The 20,181-nt window shown below is 37.7% G+C and carries 23 protein-coding genes; 10 read left to right on the plus strand and 13 right to left on the minus strand.

Features of this window, described 5'->3' with window-relative positions; genetic code table 11:
* Positions 1-74: 74 nt before the first annotated feature.
* Entirely contained in the window at positions 75-347 is a 273-nt protein-coding gene (locus tag F935_RS06920) for an HU family DNA-binding protein (protein WP_001043034.1), read from the minus strand.
* A gap of 168 nt (positions 348-515) precedes the next feature.
* A complete protein-coding gene (locus F935_RS06925; protein WP_016138259.1) occupies positions 516-971 on the minus strand; it encodes a phasin family protein in 456 nt (151 codons plus the stop codon).
* A gap of 208 nt (positions 972-1,179) precedes the next feature.
* Between F935_RS06925 and F935_RS06930 the strand changes: the two genes are divergently transcribed.
* The 8 genes from F935_RS06930 (at position 1,180) to fdx (ending at position 7,292) form a co-directional block, all read left to right on the plus strand.
* A complete protein-coding gene (locus F935_RS06930) occupies positions 1,180-1,827 on the plus strand; it encodes a hypothetical protein (RefSeq protein ID WP_016138260.1) in 648 nt (215 codons plus the stop codon).
* Between the two features lie 110 nt (positions 1,828-1,937).
* On the plus strand, positions 1,938-2,411 hold the full coding sequence (locus F935_RS06935; protein WP_016138261.1) for an Rrf2 family transcriptional regulator: 474 nt from the start codon (positions 1,938-1,940) through the stop codon (positions 2,409-2,411).
* Between the two features lies 1 nt (position 2,412).
* Positions 2,413-3,630 (plus strand): IscS subfamily cysteine desulfurase, encoded by a 1,218-nt coding sequence (locus F935_RS06940; protein WP_016138262.1) that lies wholly within the window; start codon positions 2,413-2,415, stop codon positions 3,628-3,630.
* Between the two features lie 67 nt (positions 3,631-3,697).
* Complete coding sequence (gene iscU / locus F935_RS06945; RefSeq protein WP_004792646.1) at positions 3,698-4,084, plus strand: Fe-S cluster assembly scaffold IscU; 387 nt, start codon at positions 3,698-3,700, stop codon at positions 4,082-4,084.
* 30 nt (positions 4,085-4,114) lie between these two features.
* On the plus strand, positions 4,115-4,435 hold the full coding sequence (gene iscA, locus F935_RS06950) for an iron-sulfur cluster assembly protein IscA (protein WP_004792648.1): 321 nt from the start codon (positions 4,115-4,117) through the stop codon (positions 4,433-4,435).
* An 84-nt stretch (positions 4,436-4,519) separates the two neighbouring features.
* A complete protein-coding gene (gene hscB / locus F935_RS06955) occupies positions 4,520-5,038 on the plus strand; it encodes a Fe-S protein assembly co-chaperone HscB (protein ID WP_016138263.1) in 519 nt (172 codons plus the stop codon).
* A gap of 38 nt (positions 5,039-5,076) precedes the next feature.
* Positions 5,077-6,936 carry a Fe-S protein assembly chaperone HscA gene (gene hscA, locus F935_RS06960; protein WP_016138264.1) on the plus strand — a complete coding sequence of 620 codons (1,860 nt, stop codon included), beginning with the start codon at positions 5,077-5,079 and terminating at the stop codon, positions 6,934-6,936.
* Between the two features lie 17 nt (positions 6,937-6,953).
* Positions 6,954-7,292: an ISC system 2Fe-2S type ferredoxin gene (gene fdx, locus F935_RS06965; RefSeq protein ID WP_004792653.1), complete on the plus strand. Its 339-nt coding sequence runs from the start codon at positions 6,954-6,956 to the stop codon at positions 7,290-7,292.
* Positions 7,293-7,345: 53 nt separating this feature from the next.
* Here fdx and F935_RS06970 read toward each other — a convergent pair whose 3' ends face one another.
* The 8 genes from F935_RS06970 to F935_RS07005 form a co-directional block, all read right to left on the minus strand.
* Positions 7,346-8,812 (minus strand): adenylate/guanylate cyclase domain-containing protein, encoded by a 1,467-nt coding sequence (locus F935_RS06970; protein WP_016138265.1) that lies wholly within the window; start codon positions 8,810-8,812, stop codon positions 7,346-7,348.
* Between the two features lie 55 nt (positions 8,813-8,867).
* Entirely contained in the window at positions 8,868-9,302 is a 435-nt protein-coding gene (locus tag F935_RS06975; RefSeq protein ID WP_004792657.1) for an HIT domain-containing protein, read from the minus strand.
* Positions 9,303-9,503: 201 nt separating this feature from the next.
* Entirely contained in the window at positions 9,504-12,965 is a 3,462-nt protein-coding gene (gene mfd / locus F935_RS06980; protein ID WP_016138266.1) for a transcription-repair coupling factor, read from the minus strand.
* 134 nt (positions 12,966-13,099) lie between these two features.
* Positions 13,100-13,456, minus strand: coding sequence for a hypothetical protein (locus F935_RS06985; RefSeq protein WP_016138267.1), 357 nt, complete (start codon positions 13,454-13,456; stop codon positions 13,100-13,102).
* Between the two features lie 82 nt (positions 13,457-13,538).
* The gene (locus F935_RS06990; RefSeq protein WP_080645713.1) at positions 13,539-14,471 is read right to left on the minus strand and encodes a Dyp-type peroxidase; all 933 of its coding nucleotides are present in this window, start codon (positions 14,469-14,471) and stop codon (positions 13,539-13,541) included.
* A 142-nt stretch (positions 14,472-14,613) separates the two neighbouring features.
* Positions 14,614-15,393: a glutathione S-transferase N-terminal domain-containing protein gene (locus F935_RS06995; RefSeq protein ID WP_016138269.1), complete on the minus strand. Its 780-nt coding sequence runs from the start codon at positions 15,391-15,393 to the stop codon at positions 14,614-14,616.
* A 24-nt stretch (positions 15,394-15,417) separates the two neighbouring features.
* The gene (gene rraA / locus F935_RS07000) at positions 15,418-15,924 is read right to left on the minus strand and encodes a ribonuclease E activity regulator RraA (protein ID WP_016138270.1); all 507 of its coding nucleotides are present in this window, start codon (positions 15,922-15,924) and stop codon (positions 15,418-15,420) included.
* Positions 15,925-15,936: 12 nt separating this feature from the next.
* Entirely contained in the window at positions 15,937-16,602 is a 666-nt protein-coding gene (locus F935_RS07005) for a Rossmann-fold NAD(P)-binding domain-containing protein (RefSeq protein ID WP_016138271.1), read from the minus strand.
* Positions 16,603-16,814: 212 nt separating this feature from the next.
* Between F935_RS07005 and rpsT the strand changes: the two genes are divergently transcribed.
* Positions 16,815-17,081: a 30S ribosomal protein S20 gene (gene rpsT / locus F935_RS07010; protein ID WP_016138272.1), complete on the plus strand. Its 267-nt coding sequence runs from the start codon at positions 16,815-16,817 to the stop codon at positions 17,079-17,081.
* A 57-nt stretch (positions 17,082-17,138) separates the two neighbouring features.
* Here rpsT and F935_RS07015 read toward each other — a convergent pair whose 3' ends face one another.
* Positions 17,139-17,873, minus strand: coding sequence for a histidine phosphatase family protein (locus F935_RS07015; protein ID WP_016138273.1), 735 nt, complete (start codon positions 17,871-17,873; stop codon positions 17,139-17,141).
* A 57-nt stretch (positions 17,874-17,930) separates the two neighbouring features.
* Positions 17,931-18,788, minus strand: coding sequence for a 3'(2'),5'-bisphosphate nucleotidase CysQ family protein (locus tag F935_RS07020; RefSeq protein WP_016138274.1), 858 nt, complete (start codon positions 18,786-18,788; stop codon positions 17,931-17,933).
* A gap of 296 nt (positions 18,789-19,084) precedes the next feature.
* Between F935_RS07020 and F935_RS07025 the strand changes: the two genes are divergently transcribed.
* Positions 19,085-19,453: a hypothetical protein gene (locus tag F935_RS07025; protein ID WP_016138275.1), complete on the plus strand. Its 369-nt coding sequence runs from the start codon at positions 19,085-19,087 to the stop codon at positions 19,451-19,453.
* 51 nt (positions 19,454-19,504) lie between these two features.
* On the opposite strand, the gene F935_RS07030 is transcribed toward F935_RS07025, so the two are convergent.
* Positions 19,505-20,164 (minus strand): SOS response-associated peptidase family protein, encoded by a 660-nt coding sequence (locus F935_RS07030; protein WP_016138276.1) that lies wholly within the window; start codon positions 20,162-20,164, stop codon positions 19,505-19,507.
* Between the last annotated feature and the right edge of the window lie 17 nt (positions 20,165-20,181).

Raw genomic sequence — 20,181 nt, forward strand, 5'->3', positions numbered from 1 at the left:
ATGAGCAATATTGGTCAATTCAGATTTTTAATAAAAAACGCGCCTATATTGGCGCGTTTAATCATCTTAAAAGATTAAGCTACTGAATCTTTAAGACCTTTACCAGCTTTGAAGCTAGGTACTTTTGTTGCTTTAATTTGAAGCTCTTCACCAGTTTTAGGGTTACGACCAGTACGTGCAGCACGCTCTTTAACACTGAAAGTACCAAAACCGACTAAAGTTACTGTGTCACCTTTTTTAAGTGCTTCAGTAATTGACGCAATTGTCGCATCGAGTGCCTTGCCTGCATCAGTCTTAGATACTCCCCCTTTTTCAGCAATTGCATCGATTAATTCTGATTTATTCATGAATAAAACATCCTCTTAATATCGTTTGTTTAAGGTCCAAGGCTATAGTTTAAAAGGCCATGACGCCTTTATAGCAATGCTTTGGGGGAAAACGCAATACTAGAGCAGGGCTTTTAGCGAAAATAAATGCTAAAAAACTGTTATATATTTGCTAAATCCCAACATTTTTTACTTTTTATTCAATTTTTCTTTCAATTGCTGGTTTTCTTCTATTAAAGCATCAATCTTAATATGAAGCTGTACTAAGAGCTGTTCAATGTGCTGTAAATCCTTCGGAGTGACCAATCCAATCCGGTTTAAAGAATGGTTAACACTGGTATCAAGAATTTTCTCTACTTTATCTTTTGTTTCAGATACAGATTCTTTTGCTTTTTCTGTAACTTTACCCATAGTGTTATCTGCTAAATCGCCAGTTTTAGATTCTAGCTCTTCCCCTACCTTAACCAAAGAGTCGAATAGCTTGTTACCTTCTTCTTCTGCTCGTGAAAAAGCTCCTAGTCCAGCTAACCAAATTTGCTTGGTATACTTTCTAAAATCCAAGGCTGACTTTCTTGAACCTCTTGATTTTAATTTATTTTTTTCTTCCAACTCTTCTACCTGTGTATCTATATTTGCATTATCCATTGATCTAAGCTCCTAATCAGATGAGAGAGATGATGACTGATTTGACCACAAAATATTTCTATAATATCAAAGTAAAGACTTGATCCATTTACAAAACTGTTCTACAAAGCAATTAAGTCATGTAAATATATTTAACAGGACATTTATTAAAGTTTGGGATAGGATGTCCCATTCTTCGCTTAACTGCTATTTGTAAGGATAAACTTTTATGAGTGAAACGCAACAAAGACAAAAACATCCCCGTCTGTTGCTGAATATCGTTCTAATTATTTTAGAAACTTTCTTTTCATTTATTCTCACCCACGATGGTGTTCTTCGCTTGCAAGCGAAAAAGTTTATTTCAAACAAAACGACTATTCGTATCAATAGCTATCTACCTTTTTTTGACTTTTATGTTCAATTTACAGAAAAGGGTTTATTGTTCGACATCCACTCTTTTGATCGACGTATTGATCTTGAAATCAATAGTACACTTATCGATTTGATTAAGATTTTCGCTTTTTCAAACCAGCGCAGTCTTAAAAACATGCGTATTGATGGTGATGCAGAAACCAAGAAAGAGTTATTAGACTTAATTTCTCATCTTACTCTGCCTAAACTACTAGCTGACTGGAAGCAATGGTTTAACACCCCTGATGATGAAGCTGAAGCCCTTGCTTCACGCAAAAGAATTGCCCCATTGCTTGAAAAAATTGATCAACAACGTTCAGAAATCAACTCACTTCATGTCGAAATCAAACAATATCAAAATCGAATTACTCGCTTACAGCAGCGTCAACGTAATATTAACTTCGCCTTTGGTATAATTAGCCTAATATTTATTGTTTATTTCATATATAATTTGTGGGTTGCTTAAATTAATTTTTCCCTTTTGTTCCTGCACTTGAATTAAAAATAAAAAAACTTGACTATTTTAGTCGGGATTCATAAAATCCTATTATCTAGTCTTAACATGTGTATCGAATCATGCGCCTTACAACTCGCGGTCGCTACGCAGTGACTGCTCTACTTGATTTAGCTTTGCAGCCAACTGAACAAACGATCACGCTCGCCGAAATTGCCGCTCGCCAATCCATTTCAGTTGCTTATTTAGAACAGTTATTCGCAAAACTTAAGCGTCATGGCTTAGTTTCTAGCGTTCGTGGTGCAAATGGTGGTTATCATTTGGCTCGAAATGCTGATGAAATTACTGTGTTAGAAATTATTGAAGCTGTAAATGAAACTGTTGATGCAACACGTTGCGACCACAAAGCTAACTGCCAAAATGGTGCAATGTGTCTCACACACGATTTATGGCAAGAACTCTCTCATCATATTGCCGACTATTTAGCAAAAATCTCTCTTGCCGACCTCATTAGCCGAGACAACGTTCAAACTGTTGCATTACGCCAAAATGTGACTGGCATAGATTCAGCTCTTTTATCGGGTACAGGTATTTGATATGAAACGTCCAATTTATCTTGATTACGCAGCAACCACTCCAGTAGATCCGCAAGTTGCAGAACGTATGATGGAGTGTTTAACTTTCGACGGTACCTTTGGTAATGCTGCATCTCGCTCCCACGCTTATGGCTGGCTGGCAGAAGAGAAAGTTGAATATGCACGTGAGCAAGTTGCAAATTTAATCAAAGCTGATCCACGTGAAATCGTTTGGACTTCTGGTGCAACTGAATCAGATAACCTTGCCCTAAAAGGTGTAGCACAATTTTATGCATCTAAAGGCAAGCATATCATTACAAGTAAAATTGAACACAAAGCTGTTCTAGATCCTTGTCGTGAATTAGAAGATCAAGGTTTTGAAATTACTTATTTAGAACCAGAACCACAAACTGGTTTAATTACCCCTGAAATGGTAAAAGCCGCACTTCGTCCTGATACTGTTCTTGTTTCTCTTATGATGGTAAACAACGAAATCGGTACAGTTACAGATGTAGCAGCAATTGGTGAATTAACACGTGCCAATAAAACTTTCTTTCATGTAGATGCTGCTCAAGCTGCTGGTAAAGTTGAAATTGATCTATCTACCATGAAAATTGACCTAATGAGTTTCTCTGCTCATAAAATTTATGGTCCAAAAGGTATCGGTGCATTATATGTACGTCGTAGCCCACGTGTTCGTTTAAAAGCACAAATTCATGGCGGTGGTCATGAGCGTGGTATGCGTTCTGGTACTTTAGCGACTCATCAAATTGTAGGTATGGGTGAAGCTTTTGAAATTGCTGGCAAAAGAATGCAAGCAGAACAAGAGCGTATTCGCAAGCTTCGCGACAAGCTTTGGAATGGTTTACAAGATCTTGAACAAGTTTTCTTAAATGGCCATCCAACTCAAAACGTTGCTAACTATTTAAATGTCAGCTTTAACTTTGTTGAAGGTGAGTCTTTAATGATGTCGCTCAAAGATGCAGCTGTATCAAGTGGTTCTGCTTGTACTTCTGCAACATTAGAGCCTTCATACGTTCTTCGCGCATTAGGTTTATCTGATGAGCTAGCACACAGCTCAATCCGCTTCAGTTTTGGTAAATACACAACTGAAGAAGATATTGACCATGTGCTTACAATTACCAAAGCCGCTGTTGAGAAATTACGTGAACTTTCTCCGCTTTGGGATATGTACAAAGAAGGTATCGATCTTTCTACAGTTGAATGGGCTGAACACTAATTCATTGAAATTAGTGTTTTTACCCTCATATTAATATTAGGCTGACCCCGAGGTTTGGAGAAGCGAAATGGCTTATAGCGAAAAGGTAATTGATCATTACGAAAACCCTCGTAATGTTGGTGTTTTAGACAAAAACTCTGAAAATGTAGGTACAGGCATGGTGGGTGCACCAGCATGTGGCGACGTGATGCGTTTACAAATTCAAGTAAACGATAGCGGTGTGATTGAAGAAGCACGCTTTAAAACTTATGGCTGTGGTTCTGCAATTGCTTCAAGCTCACTTGTAACTGAGTGGTTAAAAGGCAAGACTCTTGATGAAGCTCAAGCAATCAAGAATATTGATATCGCAACTGAGCTTGCTCTTCCGCCAGTAAAAGTTCACTGCTCTGTATTAGCTGAAGATGCGATTAAAGCTGCGATTGAAGATTATCGCACTAAGAAATCAAAAGCTTAATTTGTTATTACTGTAAACGTTGGAGTTTTCATGATTCATTTAACTGAAAATGCTGCGACTCATATTAGCAATTACCTTAAAAACCGAGGTAAGGGTGAAGGCATTCGCGTGGGTGTGAAAACTTCTGGTTGTTCTGGGTTGGCTTACGTTCTTGAATTTGTTGACTCTGTTGACGAACATGACGAAGTTTTCGAACAATTTGGCGTTAAGGTATTTGTAGATCCAAAAAGCCATGTGTATTTAGAAGGCTTAGAAATGGACTACGTCAAAAATGGCCTTAATGAAGGGTTCGAATTTAACAATCCCAATAAAAAAGGTGAATGTGGTTGCGGTGAGTCTTTCACTGTATAACCCTTCTCCTTCCATCTCTCATTAAAACAGTGACTTTTTATAGCACTGTTTTAATGTATTTAATTAACGTGGACCTCCTTTCTAATGAATCATTTTGAGTTGTTCAATTTACCCGTAGAACTCGATATCGATTTGGCGAGCTTAAAATCTAGTTTCTTGAATTTGCAGCAGCAACATCATCCTGATAAAGCAGAAGATAAAAATCAGGCTTTGATCAAATCAAGTGAAATCAATCAAGCTTTTAAAACACTATCGCAAATAGACAGCCGTGCCGCTTATCTTTTAGCATTAAAAAAGCAAGACCATCACCTCGATCAATCTATTAGCGATTTTGAGTTCTTACAATCAGCCTTGGAGCTTCGTGAACAACTTGATGAAGCAACCTCACAAGAGCACCTAAGCACTCTTAAACAAGAAGTGTTTCAGTGGATAGAAAGTCTAGTTCGCGAATTTAAAATTGATTACTCAGATGAAGACTGGGGTGAAGCTCGAGATACTGTACGTAAATTACGTTTCTTCCAGCGCGTTCTTAACGATATTGAAAAAGCAGAAGATCAAATGTTGGATGACGAAGACAACTTTGATTTAGACGACGATTTTTAATTTTGCTTTTTCCAAATTATATTCAAGGGATTTAACTCATGGCACTTTTGCAAATTGCTGAACCGGGTCAATCCAGTGCCCCACATCAACACCGCATTGCGATTGGTATCGACCTAGGAACAACACATTCTTTAGTTGCGACAGTGTTATCAGGCAAACCTAAAGTACTCAATGACGAAAAAGAAAGAAGACTACTTCCTTCTATTGTGCACTATGGAAATGATGCTACTCACTATGGTGAAGAAGCAAAGCCTTTCCTTATTGCCGATCCTAAAAATACAATTGTTTCTGTAAAGCGCTTTATGGGGCGTTCAAAAGCAGATATCAAATTTCAGCATCCGTATGAATTAATGGGTTCTGAAAATGAGATGCCAGCTTTTGAAACACGTGCTGGTCGTAAAACCCCTGTTGAAATTTCTGCTGAAATTTTGAAACAATTAAAAGATCGTGCTGAAACTAGTTTGCAGAATCCAGTAAATGGTGCAGTTATTACTGTTCCTGCCTATTTCGATGAAGCTCAGCGACAAGCAACTCGTGATGCAGCACAACTTGCTGGCTTAAATGTATTACGTTTATTAAATGAGCCAACTGCTGCTGCTGTGGCTTATGGTTTAGACCAAGAAACTAATTTAGCTACAGATCATAACTATGTAATTTATGATTTAGGTGGTGGTACTTTTGACGTATCAATCTTACGTTTCTCACAAGGTGTCTTTGAAGTTTTAGCTACCGGCGGCCACACTGCATTAGGTGGTGATGACTTAGATCGCCTGATTGTTAAATGGACTAAAAAGCAGCTAGATATTGATACTTTGAGCGATGAAGCATATGCAGTGTTTATTGTTGCTGCTCGTCAAGCAAAAGAACAATTATCTACGCAAGAATCAGTTCAGTTAAAATTACTTGAAAATGTACTCACACTTGATCGCTCAACTTTTGAAAGCATTATTCAGGTTGCTTTAGATAAAACAATCAGTGTTTGTAAGCGTGTTTTACGTGATGCAAAACTTGAATTATCAGATATTCAAAATGTTGTTTTAGTGGGTGGTTCTACCCGTTCGTATGCTGTTCAGCAAGCAGTTCGGAATGTCTTTAATCAAGAACCACTTTGCACGATCAACCCTGATGAAGTAGTTGCAATTGGCGCATCGATTACTGCCAACCAATTAATTGGAAACAGTCAAGACGGCTCATTACTTTTAGACGTAACTCCTCTTTCACTTGGTTTAGAAACCATGGGTGGATTAGTAGAGCGTCTTATTTCACGTAATACCGCTATTCCTGTTGCTCGTCGTCAAGAATTCACAACTTATCAAGATGGTCAAACAGCCATGCTTATTCATGTGGTTCAAGGTGAACGAGATTTAGTAGAACATTGTCGTTCATTAGGAAGATTTGTCCTTCACGGCATTCCCCCTATGACTGCTGGTCAAGCACGCATTGAAGTTACCTTTCAGGTAGATGCAGATGGCCTACTCACTGTTTCGGCTCGTGAAACAACTTCAGGTGTACAAGCTCAAATTGATATTAAACCATCTTATGGTTTATCAGAATCTGATACTGAACGCTTATTAATTGAAGGCTTCCAACACGCGGAAGAAGATAAAAACCTGCGTCATTTAAAAGAAACTAAAGTTGAAGCACAACGTGAACTTGAAGCTTTAGAACAAGCTCTCAAAGTTGATGCCGATTTGCTTAATGATGAGCAGCTTGAAGCACTTAAAACTGCTGAAAATTTGCTGAAAGTACAGCTTGAAGGCAATGATATTCAAGCAATTGAAAAAGCTGTAGAACAACTTAAAGTACATAGTGATGCTTTTGCCGCACTACGTATGAATCGACATATTGACCACGCCTTAAAAGGTACAAAACTTGAAGATTGGTCAAATTCAAACTAAAGGTATAGGTGATCAATATGCCCCGTATTAAAGTACTTCCTCATGCTCAATTTTGCCCTGAAGGTGCAGAATTTGAAGTCGAACAAAATGCAAATCTTTGTCAAAGTTTGCTCGATCGAGGAATTAAAATTGAACATGCATGTGACATGTCGTGTGCTTGTACAACTTGTCACGTAGTTGTTCGCAAGGGTTTTGACAGCCTAGAAGAAATGGATGATGTTGAAGCAGATCTTCTAGATCGGGCTTGGGGTCTTGAACCTGATTCTCGTCTCTCTTGCCAAGTGAAGATTGTTGATGAAGATTTAGAAATTGAGATTCCTAAATACACAATCAATCACGCTTCCGAAAGTCATTAAAATAAAAAAGCTGCTTTTAAAAGCAGCTTTTTTTTTGCTTCTCATTTTAAGCTTTAAACTTGATCTTGTTGATCAATTTCCACAGGTTTAACTTCATCTTCTAGTCTTAACCGTGCAATGCCTTGAGTATTAATTAAAGTTTGTTGAACTTTAAGCCGTTGAATCATTTTTTCAAGCACTTCTACTAATTCAGGGTACTCATAGTTTTGTACTTCTTCTAAATTAAGTACTAAATGGAAGCCTTTATACTCATAGTCGAACCATTGCTGATGATCTGACTTATTCCCTGTGTATTTCTCCATCACTTGCCATGTCTTTACAGCACCTTGAATACCTTTTAAGTAAATTGGCGTTTTGGGAGCACAAAGAAAATCACTTTTAATTAATTGATAGGTATCATCTGAAATTAAGATTTCATCTATTTCAGCAGCATATTGTAAACGAGCTGCTAAATTCACATCTCGACCTACAATGGTATAAGCCATACGATGTGTTGCGCCATAATTTCCTACGTGGCAGTAACCAGTACTAATTCCCATACGGATGTGTAAGGCTGAATAGCCCATTTTTTTCCAACGTTCGCGCAACAATTTCATTTGTTGACGCATAGCGATTGCCATTTCTACGCAGGCTTTGGCATCTTGCTCTACGCCTTGAGAATTCGGATCGCCAAAAAATATGAGGATGGCATCTCCCATAAATTTATCGACAGTAGCTTCATACTGCTTGGCAATTTCAGTCATATGGCTTAAATAATCATTAAGTAAAAAAGCCAAATCATCAGGAATTAAAGTTTCAGATAGTTCTGTAAAACCCTGAATATCAGAAAAAAATACAGTCATTTTTTTTCGTTTATATTCAATTTTTGCTTCCGCTTCACCGCGCATGATAGATTGCCACAACTGTAGTGGCGCATAACGACTTAACTGATTAGCAAAAGCAATATACCGTGTCATTTGATCATAGTAATGTTGACGCTGCTGACTGATTTTTTTAACCCAACGATGCTGGTAGTAATTTCCAATAGTAATAAACATAACCAAACCCAAGAGTGTAATAACAGTTAACTCTTGGCTAGTAGGTTCAAAATATGTATAAAAACCAAATAGGAAAAATGTACTTAAATAAAAAATAATCGCGCCTAGTAGGCTCGTCAAACAAATGACTGCGAAAGAAATACGGCTATTAATTGCAGAATAAAATAATGCAAATACTGCAATAAATGTAGGCACCAAATTAAGATGCAGACCCGCCAAGGTAACTGCTACGACAATTGCATCAATTGCAAAAAATACACTTTTTTGAGTTTTCTTATCAAATTGGTATTGAAGCCAATGTTCTAACTTCGAACTAATAAAAAGTAAAAACAGAAAAAAAGGAGGAATGTAGATCTGATAATTTGTATTAGGTGAGGTAAAAGCATAGATCACTAAAATTAAGGACAGAATTGAATATCCCATCAAGCGATGAAAATATGCAAACTGCTTAGGCTCTCTATCGATAAACCTCTCTAATTGCACCCTATCCTCCACACCTCAATGTAGCCACATTCATATAAATGTGGCGTTGCATCGATTAATCCATGCGCCAATCAAAAGGCATATCACCTTGACCACGTAAAGCAAGCATAAGGGTTTGACGCATATGAGCCAGTACATCATTTGTGTATGGAACTGCAGGTGTGCCCCAAACTGGCTTAGGCCATGCAACATCATTTTGATAACGCACGACATGATGGAAATGCAACTGAGGTACCATGTTACCTAGAGCTGCAACGTTCATTTTATCAGCACGGAATACTCGAGCTAGCTGGCTAGACAACCAACTTGATTCACGTAAAAACTGTTCTTGATCAGCTTGACTCAATTCATATAATTCTGTGATTCCCGGCACACGAGGGATTAAAATCAGCCACGGGAATTGCATATCATTCATTAAACGACATGTTGAAAGCGGAAAATCGCCTACAAAAAAAGTATCTTGAGCAAGTTGTGGATGCAAACTAAACATATCTTTTATAAATGACAATAAACAATAATGGCTAATACTATCACATCAGTTTTGATGTGAGTATTACTAGTGGCTGGTTTGATTACAAATAACAATGATTTTATGCACTTATTCCTCCTGTGACTGGAGAAATCGTGCATAAAATTCTGAGATCAGCTTTCAAAAAATTTGTATGGGATGAAAATCACTTCGAAACACTATTTAAGCATGTAATTCATTTAATAATTTAGCTAACAAATCATTAATAAATTGAATGCGCTTCTCCTGTTCCTCGAGCTGAACCATCACTTTTAAACGCTGCCCACCTTCCATACGATAATAGGTCGGATGCTTTTGCATGAGCTGAATAATACTGATCGCTTGAACAGGTGTATCTGGTGAGAACTCAATATTGCCACCTTGAGTATTAATATCGATCTTGGTAATGCCTAGGTGTTCAGCTTTCAAGCGAATCTGATGGACACTAAACAAATGTTTAACCGATTGCGGAGGAACCCCAAAACGATCAATGAGTTCCATACGGATGTTATCGAGCTTTTCTTGGGTATCTGTATTACTAATGCGTTTATAGAACAATAAACGCTGGTGTACATCTCCTAAATACTCATCTGGGATAAGTGCTGGAATATGTAAATTAATTTCCGCAGTCAGCGATAATGGTGCATCAAAATTCGGTGTTTTCCCTTGCTGAATTGCCTTAGTGGCTTTTTCAAGCATTTCCATATACAAGCTATATCCAATTGCCTGCATTGAACCGCTTTGCTGCTCACCTAAAAGCTCACCCGCACCACGAATTTCTAAATCTTCTGTAGCTAACATAAAGCCAGCACCCAAAGTAGAAGCACGTTGGATTGCGTCCAAACGTTTTTCTGCATCACCTTTCAAGTGTTTTATAGAAGGAACTAATAGGTAAGCATAGGCTTGGTGATGTGATCGTCCCACACGCCCACGTAATTGGTGTAATTGAGCTAAACCAAGTTTGTCGGCCCTTTCTATCAAAATTGTATTAGCACTTGGAACATCAATACCAGTTTCAATAATGGTTGAGCATACTAATACATTAAATTCTTTGTGATAGAACTGCTGCATAACCTGCTCGAGCTCTCGTTCTCTCATTTGTCCATGAGCAACTGCCACACGAGCTTCAGGTACAAGAACACGAATGTTTTCAGCAGCCCTTTCAATCGTATCGACTTCGTTGTGTAAGAAGTATACTTGGCCGCCACGTAGTAGTTCACGCAAGATAGCTTCTTTAATAGAAGCTTCCGTATGTTCTTGTACAAAGGTTTTAACCGCTAAACGGCGGGCTGGTGGTGTAGCAATGATAGATAGATCACGCATTCCCGAAAAAGCCATATTTAAAGTTCGTGGGATTGGTGTTGCAGTAAGCGTCAACATATCTACATCTGCACGCAATGCTTTGATACGCTCTTTATCACGTACACCAAATCGATGCTCTTCATCGACGACCATTAGACCCAAGTCTTTAAATTGCACATTTTCTTGTAAAAGCTTATGTGTTCCCACAACAATATCGACTTTACCAGCAATCAAATCTTCAATATTTTTTGTATGGGTTTTATTTGAGCCAAAGCGTGACAACACTTCTATACGCACAGGCCAATCAGCAAAGCGATCTTTAAAAGATTCATAATGTTGTTGTGCAAGTAAAGTTGTGGGCACTAAAACAGCAACTTGCTTGCCATTTTGCACAGCAACAAACGCAGCTCGCATGGCAACTTCAGTTTTACCAAAACCTACATCTCCACAAACAAGTCGATCCATAGGTCTAGCTTGTTGCATATCGTGAAGGGTGGCTTCAATAGCATTTGCCTGATCGAGCGTTTCTTCATAAGCAAATCCACTGGCAAATTGCATATAAAGCGATTGATCGAGTTCAAAACCAAAACCGGGTTTTGACTGACGACGTGCTTGTATATGCAATAATTCGGCTGCAACATCATGAATTTGTTCTAGAGCTTTGCGTTTAGCTTTACTCCACGCATCACTTCCAATTTTATGAAGTGGAGCTAAATCTGGATCTCCACCACTATAGCGGCTAATAAGATGCAAATTAGTTACAGGGACATAAACTTTTGACCCTTCAGCATAATTTAGCTGCAAGAATTCATAATCTTGCCCCTCAATTGCTAAAGTCACTAATCCTGCATAACGCCCCACACCATGATCAATATGAACAACAGGAGCATCAATACTTAATTCAGTCAAACTTCGAATTAAGAACTCTTCTGAAACTTCTTGCTGACGTTTACGACGTCGCTGAACTACCCGATGTTCATATAATTGATTTTCTGAAATAACCGACAATTGGTCTGTTAAAAGTAAGCCACGGTCTAGCGGAGCATTTGTAATAGCAATTGCAAACTGACTCGTCTGAAATTGTTCAAAACTATCTACGCCAGGAATATCTCCTAAACTGGCACGCAAACCATCTCTTAAACTTTCACGTCGACCTGCACTTTCTGCAACCAATAAAACGGGATGATTTGCTTCATCAATATATTTTTTAACAACGGCAAACGGTTTTTCTTTTTTCGGATCAACCGCTAACTTTGGTGGCTGCTCTACTTTAAGGTTTAATGCACCAGCTTTTTCTTCAACCGTCTCGGCACTCACAAGCATACGTGGGAACTGGTTTAAAGCACTGAGCAAATGATTTGGAGCAATAAATAACTCTTCAGGTGGAAGGATTGGCTGATCTACGTTATGACGTCTATCTTCATAACGACGAAAAACTTCTTTCCAAAAGTTAGTTAAATCAGCATCCACATCATTAGTTGTAATTACAATGCAATTATTTGGAAAGTACGTTGTAAGTGTACTTTGCGATTGCATTTGGGCTTTATCAAAAAACAATGGTAAATAAAATTCAATTCCTGGTGAAGAAATTCCCTCTAAAACATCTTGATAAATCGGATTTTTCTTAGGGTTTGCTGTAGGAAAAAGCTCCGAATACCGATCTCTAAAAATTGAACGCGCTTCTTTTAACGGGAATTCTTTTGCAGGTAAAACTGTAAAACTTTTTAAAGCTGCCGTAGTTCTTTGCGTTTCTGGATCAAAGAATTTTAATGTATCAATTTCATCGTCAAACAAATCGATACGGATAGGCGCTTCTTGCCCTGACGCAAAAATATCCATAATACTGCCACGCACAGCAAACTCACCGTGGTCATAAACAGTATCTACTAAATGATACCCAGCTTGTACCAAACGTAATTTCTGTTGCTCTAAATCAAATTTTTGACCTACACGAATATCAAAATGCTCACCTAAAACCCATGAATATGGTGCAACTCTTTGAGCTAAAGTGCTTGCTGAAAGGAGCAATACGCCCTTCTGAGGCATATTAGATAAAATTGCGAGGCGCTCTGAAACAATATCTTGATGAGGTGACAAACGATCATACGGTAAGATTTCCCAATCAGGAAAAATTGTCGGTTTTATGCCATAAAACTCAAGTTCACTTTCTAATTGAGCAACATGCTGGTTATTTCTAGCGACAACAACAAGTAAAGACGAATGCTGAACAGCAATTTCTTTGAATAATAATGCAGCAGATGAACCTAATAACGACCCCACCCAACGCTTTTCACCGGCTTTGAGCTGTTGTAAATTCAATTGAGAGATTTCTTGTTGAAACATGTATATGGCTTTTATCAGCTAAGAAGATATAAGCCTAATAGTAGCATGATGTTTTTAGTGAATTGAGTTATTTTTTTGAAAATCAAACTACTAGTTAGGTCTACTTTTTATATTTTTTAATCAATCAACTATGATTAATTATCACGCAAAAACAAAACGTAATATTGATTTAACATTTGTATAATCGCTTTAAGCTCAAGTAGATTTTCTTGCGTATTTTCCAATCTTTCTACATAGCGCTGGGTTGCGATTTCCAGATCAATCTTTTCATTAATTTGTGGAGTAATGAGGAATAACTTCTGAAGATTATCAAAATTTTGTAATTTACGATTTGAGAAATATTCCAGATGTTCTGACCATTTCTCATTAATCACTACATCGTTAATGATAGGTCCGCGTTCAGAATCAAATTTTAATTGGTTCTCTTGCAAGTAAATTTGCTCCGGCGTTTCTTTTGAGCCTTGAAAAAGCTGAGTTATCTTCTTTAACATTTCATCACATCATATTAATTTTAAATTTAAGTCATGGAAGCAATCTCGTTACTTCCATCATTTAAGCCTTCAAGTTTAACGACTATTCATCGCCTAAATCATCAAGGAAATCGACAGTTGGTACAAAAAACAAGGTACCAGTCTGAGCAGTACTAAAGTCAAGTAACCGATCAAGATTACCCTGCTCATTTCCTAAAAACATGTTTTCAAGCATTTGTCGGGTTGTACTAAATTTACGAGAATAGCCAATAAAAAAAGTGCCATATTCATTTCTAGAAGGATTTGAAAAAGGCATATTAGCTCGCATAATTTTAAGTTCATTGCCTTCTGCATCATGCGCTTTACTTACAACATTATGAGCAGTTAAAGGCTTTTCATCATCACCGAGTTCAACATCATTAAACTTTTTACGGCCAATCACTTTTTCTTGCTCTTCATCGCTCAACCCACGCCATTTTTCCATGTCATGTGTATATTTTTGGATAAAAGCATAACTTCCCCCGATAAAATCAGGATCTTCATTACCCACTAATGCCCACTGCGCTGCAATAACAGGTTCTGGGTTCTCTGTTCCATCTACAAAGCCAATAATTGCACGTCCGTCAAAATAACGAAAACCATGAACTTCATCAATTGGATGCGTTACTTTACCAAGTTGTTGATTAATTATATTGCCCAGCTCGTAACATAAAGCCTGACGATCAGCACGAATGTGAAAAAATAAATCACCTGCGGTTGAAACAGCTGTGTATTTCGGCCCTCTAATTTCTTGAAATGTTTCTAATTCTTGAGGCTTCGCTTGCTCTGGAAATAAAATATCCCATGCATTTGAACTAAAACCCAACGTAGCATTAAATTTACTTTCTGGATAACGATTAGACAGGCTTCTGGTTAATGCTGAAAAATTAGCAGCAAAGTCTTTTACTTTTTCTATTACAGAATCACCTTGAGCTAGCCCCAATACAATAAATAATGCATTTTCACCAGGAGCGCTTGTTACAGGCTGAATTCTCATACATTCCATAAAATATGCCTTTTAGGTATTTAACCTTATTAATTTAGCATACTCACTTTATTTTCATACATTTTGTAATGAAATCTGGTGTTGTAACGAGTTTAAGTTAAGCGCCTTAAACTCTTACTAAAAAAGATCTTAATTAACGCCCATATTGCTTCTTTAAATATTTTACGATTTGAGCAGACTCAAACATCTTCACTCCAGTATTTGGGTCTACCAGATAAGGCACCTGCATTTTACCTTGCATAACAGGCAATATTTTTTCTCTTTTTCCGCCTTTTAAAGGTACATATTTACCTGGTTTTAAACGAAGAATAGCTGGGCCCTGATCTTGCCATCTTTCTTTTGCAACATTATGCAAAATATATGGAAGCTCAAGCTCACAGAGTAAACCTCTTACAATTCGCGAATAAGGACTTGCCTCAAAACTCCATAACTCAAGTTTTTGTTCAGGCGCAGCTCTATCAACAATTTTTTTGTTTATCCAAACGCCGCGAGCACCATTTAATACGGTTCCAGCAAATGCCACATACGGCATGTTCGGATAATTCGAAAATTTCTGAGGCGTCTTTCCAGTTTTACCGTAGTGTTTAAATAAATGATGAATAATTTCTTGTGATTCATATAACTTATCACCAGTATTTTCATCAATTAAAAAAGGAAACTGTAATTTCCCGCCAGCCTCTTTAACAATAGAACGATATTTCAACCCACCTTTAGGACATGGATAAATTTCGACATCCAGATTCAAAAGTGTAATCACTTCACGAACACGACGACAAAATGGCGAACCTTCAAACTCATATAGCTTCAAAGCTTTTACAGGTTGCTGAGGAAAAGCAGTGCCTGTTACGCCCCTACCACCTTCAGCAATTGCAGATACAACTGCCTGTAATACCTTAATTTGATGATTCACCATCCTGCAATCCTCTATAAATTGTGATTAAACTAATTTTTCTTTTGAAATCACAATTCCATTATTATCAGCATAGATAAAATCGCCCGATTGAATTGTGACACCACCAAAATACAAAGTGGTGCCTACTTCGCCAATGCCTTTTCGATTACTTTTTTGAGGAATTGCAGCCAATGCATGCACCCCCAAATCTAAAGTTGCAAGTGCATCAACATCTCGTACACAGCCGTAAATCACGACACCATTCCAGTTATTTTTAACGGCCGATTCAGCAATCATGTCACCTATTAGTGCGCAGCGCATAGATGCCCCGCCATCTACCACTAATACTTTATCTGTACCATCTGTTGCCAGTAACTCTTTTACACGCGAGTTATCTTCAAAGCACTTTACTGTTACGACCTGCCCCTCAAAAGTTTTACGCGCTCCATAACTTTGAAAGAACTTTCCATCCATTGAGGGAATTACAACCTGTAAGTCTTTTTCAGGGTTATCATCTAATAAATCACATGTTACAAATGGCACTGTCGACACTTTTATTCTCCCTTATCGAGTTTTCTGTATGCTCAGATTATCATATCGTTTAAAGGCTTCAATTTGCGTTAGCGCCGCTACGACCATCGTATGAGCCAATTGCTCCGCAGTTACAGGCTTATATTTGAATGGTTTTTGTAATTTATTCTCAATAAATTTAAATAGACTTTGCCCTAAGTCCTCAATAAACCGTACGTCACTGCGCTTACCAATAAGTAAAGATGGTCTAAAGATAGACAATTTTTCGAGTTCTAAACTCTCAATATAATCTTCTAGTTGTCCTTTGACTTTATTGTAGAAAATTGGTGAACTGGCATTTGCACCAAGTGCACTCACTAGCAATAGATGAATATGTTTATCTTGTACCAAATCTGCCAAATGAGCATTGATTTCATAATCTACGGCATAGAAACCTTGCTTAGAGCCCGCATTTTTTAAGGTTGTTCCCAGACAGCTAAATGCATGGGTATGACCATTCACATCTTCATCATTCAACATTAAGAAATCTTCTATGATGAGCTGATTAACTTTGTCATATGTATTAAATACTTGAGATTCTTTCCTAACGGCTACGGTAATGGCTTCAAATTCTGGAGCCTGCTGAAGCTTTTCTACGAGTGCTAATCCGACCAGCCCTGTTGCACCGAGCACAATCGCTTTTTTCTTACTTACTATCATTTTTTATCCATCCCTATCTAACTTTGTTTTAAATTTAACCTTTTCTTACCGTTTTAACAGCCCCTAAAACAGCTTAAAACGTTCTCAAGGCTTGACTTCACGGTGTCTATTCATCACAATATGGCACTTGTTTACGGGCTGGTGATGGTTGCACCAGTTTACTGGATTGACCACAGCCCGCCCAGACCAACTTATTTTCAAGGAGTGCAAGAGTGGCAAACTCTGCTCAAGCTAAAAAACGTGCGCGTCAAAACGTTACTGCACGTAAACACAACGCAAGCTTGCGTTCTATGGTTCGTACATACATCAAACGCACTTTAAGTGCAATTGCTGGTGGTGATCATGCTGTTGCTACAGAAGCTTTCCAAAAAGCTGTTCCTGTAATCGACCGTATGGCTGATAAAGGCATCATCCACAAAAATAAAGCTGCTCGTCATAAGAGCCGTTTAAATGCTCAAGTTAAAGCGTTAGCTAACTAATTAAAGCATGTAAAAAAAGCCCAATAGGGCTTTTTTTATTATCCATCTTTTTTGAGCTTATAGCGTATTTCGGAATTTGGCTACATTCAGCTCATAGGCCTTGCCTCTCCAAATCCATTTTAATTTGCAATTTGGAAATTCTTCACCTTCAAACCATACAAATAAGCCTTCCATCATTTCAGGCCAATCTTCTTTCTTAATATTATTTTCACCAGAAATTACAGCAACAATTGCAGCAATAATAGTGTCATGACTGACAGCCAAACTCAGTCCGCCTCGAGTTTTAGGATGCGTATGATAAATAAGCTCTAGCACGTCTAAAACACCAGTAATGGGGTGTTTCATGCCAGGTAATGCATTATTTACAAAACTATTAATAAAACCCAAAGCGCCTTGCTTTTTAAAATAAGGAGCAGCTTGTTGTATATCTAGTACAAAGCTACCCGGCTCAACCAGTAGTCCTTGCTCAATAATTTCAATCGTATGCGTATTAAATTCAGGACTTACATCATCAGCCCCTTCAATCATGAGCGCTGCCGTATCGACACAACGTTGTATTGGGCTTGAAATACAATGCTGAATAACACGATCTGTATTTTTAATTAAATAGTTACCCCATGCTTGCGCAAGCTCACGCCCCTGAGGAGTGAGTTGCAGATCATATCCAGCTAAACCTTGCCCATCCACAAGTTCTCTTAGAGAATGGCGCGTAAATAAGGTCACAGGAGTTGAAGCATCGGGCAATAAATCAATTGCTTCAAACATACTTTTAGGCAATAAATCGAGTGCCATTGTTATCTTGTCATCTTTTTTCAATACTTTGCCACTATAACATGTCTGGCATAACTCTCAATCTATAACACCCGATTGGGCTAATGCTTCAAATGCTATTTTTTTGCTTTCCTGATCACGAAATGCGATAAAGCCCTTATTTAAAACCGTGTGTCTTTGGTTATATTCAAAAGGTTTTCCATCAAGAGTAAGTAAACCACCACCTATACTTTCTAACAAACCTTGACCGGAACTTGTGTCCCATTCAGAAGTTGGATGGAATCGTGGGTAAATATCTATTTCACCTTCTAACATCATGCAAAATTTATAGGCACTACCTGCTTCTCGTCGAATAATGCTGTGTTTTTCTTCAATAGGTTGAATAAATTTCTGATATTTCGGATTCTTACTACCGTGACTAAGTCCTATTTGTATAGGCTCCTCTAGTGAAGGCGAAGTTATTTGATATTGATACCACTGTTTTTGAGTGAAACTATATTTAAAAGGTAAATCTTGCAGATATCCTAAGTAGACGACTTGTTCACATGGCACAGCAATAACTGAAAAGATTGTCTCTTTACCCTTAATCAAACTTAGGTTTATCGTGAACTCATCGCGCTCATGAATAAATTCTTTAGTCCCGTCAAGAGGATCTAACATCCAGCATGTAGACCAGTCATGGCGAGCACTATAGTCGCTTTCTTCAGACAAAACGGGCAAGTCTGGAGTAATCTCTGCCAAGTGCTTTAATAAGAAAAGGTTCACTTTTAAATCTGCTTGAGTTACAGGTGAATCATCTTGTTTTTCATGAATAGTGAACTCATAACCCGCAGAATAATTTTGATATTCTTGTAATAAAATCTGGCTCGCTTGTTCCAAAACTGGAAGAAGCTGATTAATCAAAGTATCTTGTGGGCGCGTAGTTGTTATAAACATAAATATGCTCTACATAGTTTCATTTCTATTATAGGTGAATTATGAACAATTCAGTATTCGCCAACAGTTTGATTTACTAAAATAGTAATTTATCTTAATGATTAGATAATCGCTGTTTTCCATACATGCTATGTAGTTAATATGAATAATGATGATGTTAAAAAAGCCTGCATTATGTACAAAAAACACTCTATAAGTTATGAAAAATAAACAACTTAAATCAGATTCATCCATTTCATTTTCATGTATTTCTTGTTATGTTCAATCACACAATAACAAGATGGAAGAAAGCGCACATGATGCTATATGGATATCATTTCTCGACAATAGAACGCAACTGGGAAGAACTTACTCCCTTAAATGAGTTTCTACAGACATTTGCAGATGATGATGGTGATGTTTCAACAAGAGATAAAGAGTCTCTCAAAGAAATCATTGCAAAATCAGATACAGCTTTAGCTTTAGCAAGAGAAATGGGCTGGGATGGTAGTTATACAGGATGTCCGTATTTATTCTGGTTACCAAGCAAAAGTAGCCAGTCTTTTGAGTATGGCTTTGTATTTAAACAGACATCAGACAATACAACTTTTGTTATTTCACCCATTGAATTGAGCTATCTGGATCAAGATTCTGAAGTGCAGAAATTAAGTAAAAATATTGAATAAACAATAGAGGTTATTGATTCAGATTTGATATCAATAGCCTCATTTTTAATTTCAATCAAACATACTTAACTGTGGCGTAGGTTTTATAATTTTTTCTTTTGGCACATGAGAGCATTCAAACTCTTCAACTGGAAAACCTTCGATAAAGCTTGAAATATCGGGCGATTTTAAACTTAACCATTCTTCTAATCGGTCATGTGGAATCACAATAACCGATCTTTTGACATCGCCTGGTTCGTGAAAGTCTTTCATCATGGGATGGTCAATTGCATCCATGGTCAACATGCTTGCCGAACGAATAACCGTCTCATTGATTTTGCAAATTTCATAGATCGCTGCAATAAAAAAAGCCTGCCCATCTTTACGACGTACACCCCACCGCTCGGGCTTATCATTTATATATTTACTTTCATAAAACTCTGTCACAGGTATTACACCGAATTTGCATTTGATAGCAGCTTCTTGAAAACTCGGTTTTTGGAAAATCGTTTCATGACGGGCATTGTAAGTATGTTTTGCTATGTTGGTATCTTCGGCCCATTTGGGAACCAAGCCAAACATGACCTCACGCCATTCAAGACCTTGTGGTGATTTGAATAATAATGGCATTGTTCCCGCGGGATAAACCTCTTCGGCATAGCTAAAGCCAACCACAGGCAACTGAAGTTGCTGCAACTGGGCAAGAGTTAAAGGTTTAAAGTTAGCGCACATAACAAGAATGGACTACC

Origin of the sequence: Acinetobacter calcoaceticus ANC 3811 (assembly GCF_000399665.1) — a bacterium.
Classification (GTDB): Bacteria; Pseudomonadota; Gammaproteobacteria; order Pseudomonadales; family Moraxellaceae; genus Acinetobacter; species Acinetobacter calcoaceticus_B.

What these genes read in the sequence shown, in the direction of transcription:
- F935_RS07025 (WP_016138275.1), top strand. Translation starts at nt 19,085, where the DNA reads ATGATGCTATATGGATATCATTTCTCGACAATAGAACGCAACTGGGAA.
- F935_RS06920 (WP_001043034.1), bottom strand. Translation starts at nt 347, where the DNA reads ATGAATAAATCAGAATTAATCGATGCAATTGCTGAAAAAGGGGGAGTA.
- F935_RS07030 (WP_016138276.1), bottom strand. Translation starts at nt 20,164, where the DNA reads ATGTGCGCTAACTTTAAACCTTTAACTCTTGCCCAGTTGCAGCAACTT.
- F935_RS06935 (WP_016138261.1), top strand. Translation starts at nt 1,938, where the DNA reads ATGCGCCTTACAACTCGCGGTCGCTACGCAGTGACTGCTCTACTTGAT.
- mfd (WP_016138266.1), bottom strand. Translation starts at nt 12,965, where the DNA reads ATGTTTCAACAAGAAATCTCTCAATTGAATTTACAACAGCTCAAAGCC.
- hscB (WP_016138263.1), top strand. Translation starts at nt 4,520, where the DNA reads ATGAATCATTTTGAGTTGTTCAATTTACCCGTAGAACTCGATATCGAT.
- F935_RS06990 (WP_080645713.1), bottom strand. Translation starts at nt 14,471, where the DNA reads ATGAGAATTCAGCCTGTAACAAGCGCTCCTGGTGAAAATGCATTATTT.
- F935_RS06975 (WP_004792657.1), bottom strand. Translation starts at nt 9,302, where the DNA reads ATGTTTAGTTTGCATCCACAACTTGCTCAAGATACTTTTTTTGTAGGC.
- F935_RS06985 (WP_016138267.1), bottom strand. Translation starts at nt 13,456, where the DNA reads ATGTTAAAGAAGATAACTCAGCTTTTTCAAGGCTCAAAAGAAACGCCG.
- F935_RS06995 (WP_016138269.1), bottom strand. Translation starts at nt 15,393, where the DNA reads ATGGTGAATCATCAAATTAAGGTATTACAGGCAGTTGTATCTGCAATT.
- iscU (WP_004792646.1), top strand. Translation starts at nt 3,698, where the DNA reads ATGGCTTATAGCGAAAAGGTAATTGATCATTACGAAAACCCTCGTAAT.
- F935_RS07005 (WP_016138271.1), bottom strand. Translation starts at nt 16,602, where the DNA reads ATGATAGTAAGTAAGAAAAAAGCGATTGTGCTCGGTGCAACAGGGCTG.
- F935_RS07020 (WP_016138274.1), bottom strand. Translation starts at nt 18,788, where the DNA reads ATGTTTATAACAACTACGCGCCCACAAGATACTTTGATTAATCAGCTT.
- F935_RS06930 (WP_016138260.1), top strand. Translation starts at nt 1,180, where the DNA reads ATGAGTGAAACGCAACAAAGACAAAAACATCCCCGTCTGTTGCTGAAT.
- F935_RS06925 (WP_016138259.1), bottom strand. Translation starts at nt 971, where the DNA reads ATGGATAATGCAAATATAGATACACAGGTAGAAGAGTTGGAAGAAAAA.
- F935_RS07015 (WP_016138273.1), bottom strand. Translation starts at nt 17,873, where the DNA reads ATGGCACTCGATTTATTGCCTAAAAGTATGTTTGAAGCAATTGATTTA.
- F935_RS06940 (WP_016138262.1), top strand. Translation starts at nt 2,413, where the DNA reads ATGAAACGTCCAATTTATCTTGATTACGCAGCAACCACTCCAGTAGAT.
- hscA (WP_016138264.1), top strand. Translation starts at nt 5,077, where the DNA reads ATGGCACTTTTGCAAATTGCTGAACCGGGTCAATCCAGTGCCCCACAT.
- fdx (WP_004792653.1), top strand. Translation starts at nt 6,954, where the DNA reads ATGCCCCGTATTAAAGTACTTCCTCATGCTCAATTTTGCCCTGAAGGT.
- iscA (WP_004792648.1), top strand. Translation starts at nt 4,115, where the DNA reads ATGATTCATTTAACTGAAAATGCTGCGACTCATATTAGCAATTACCTT.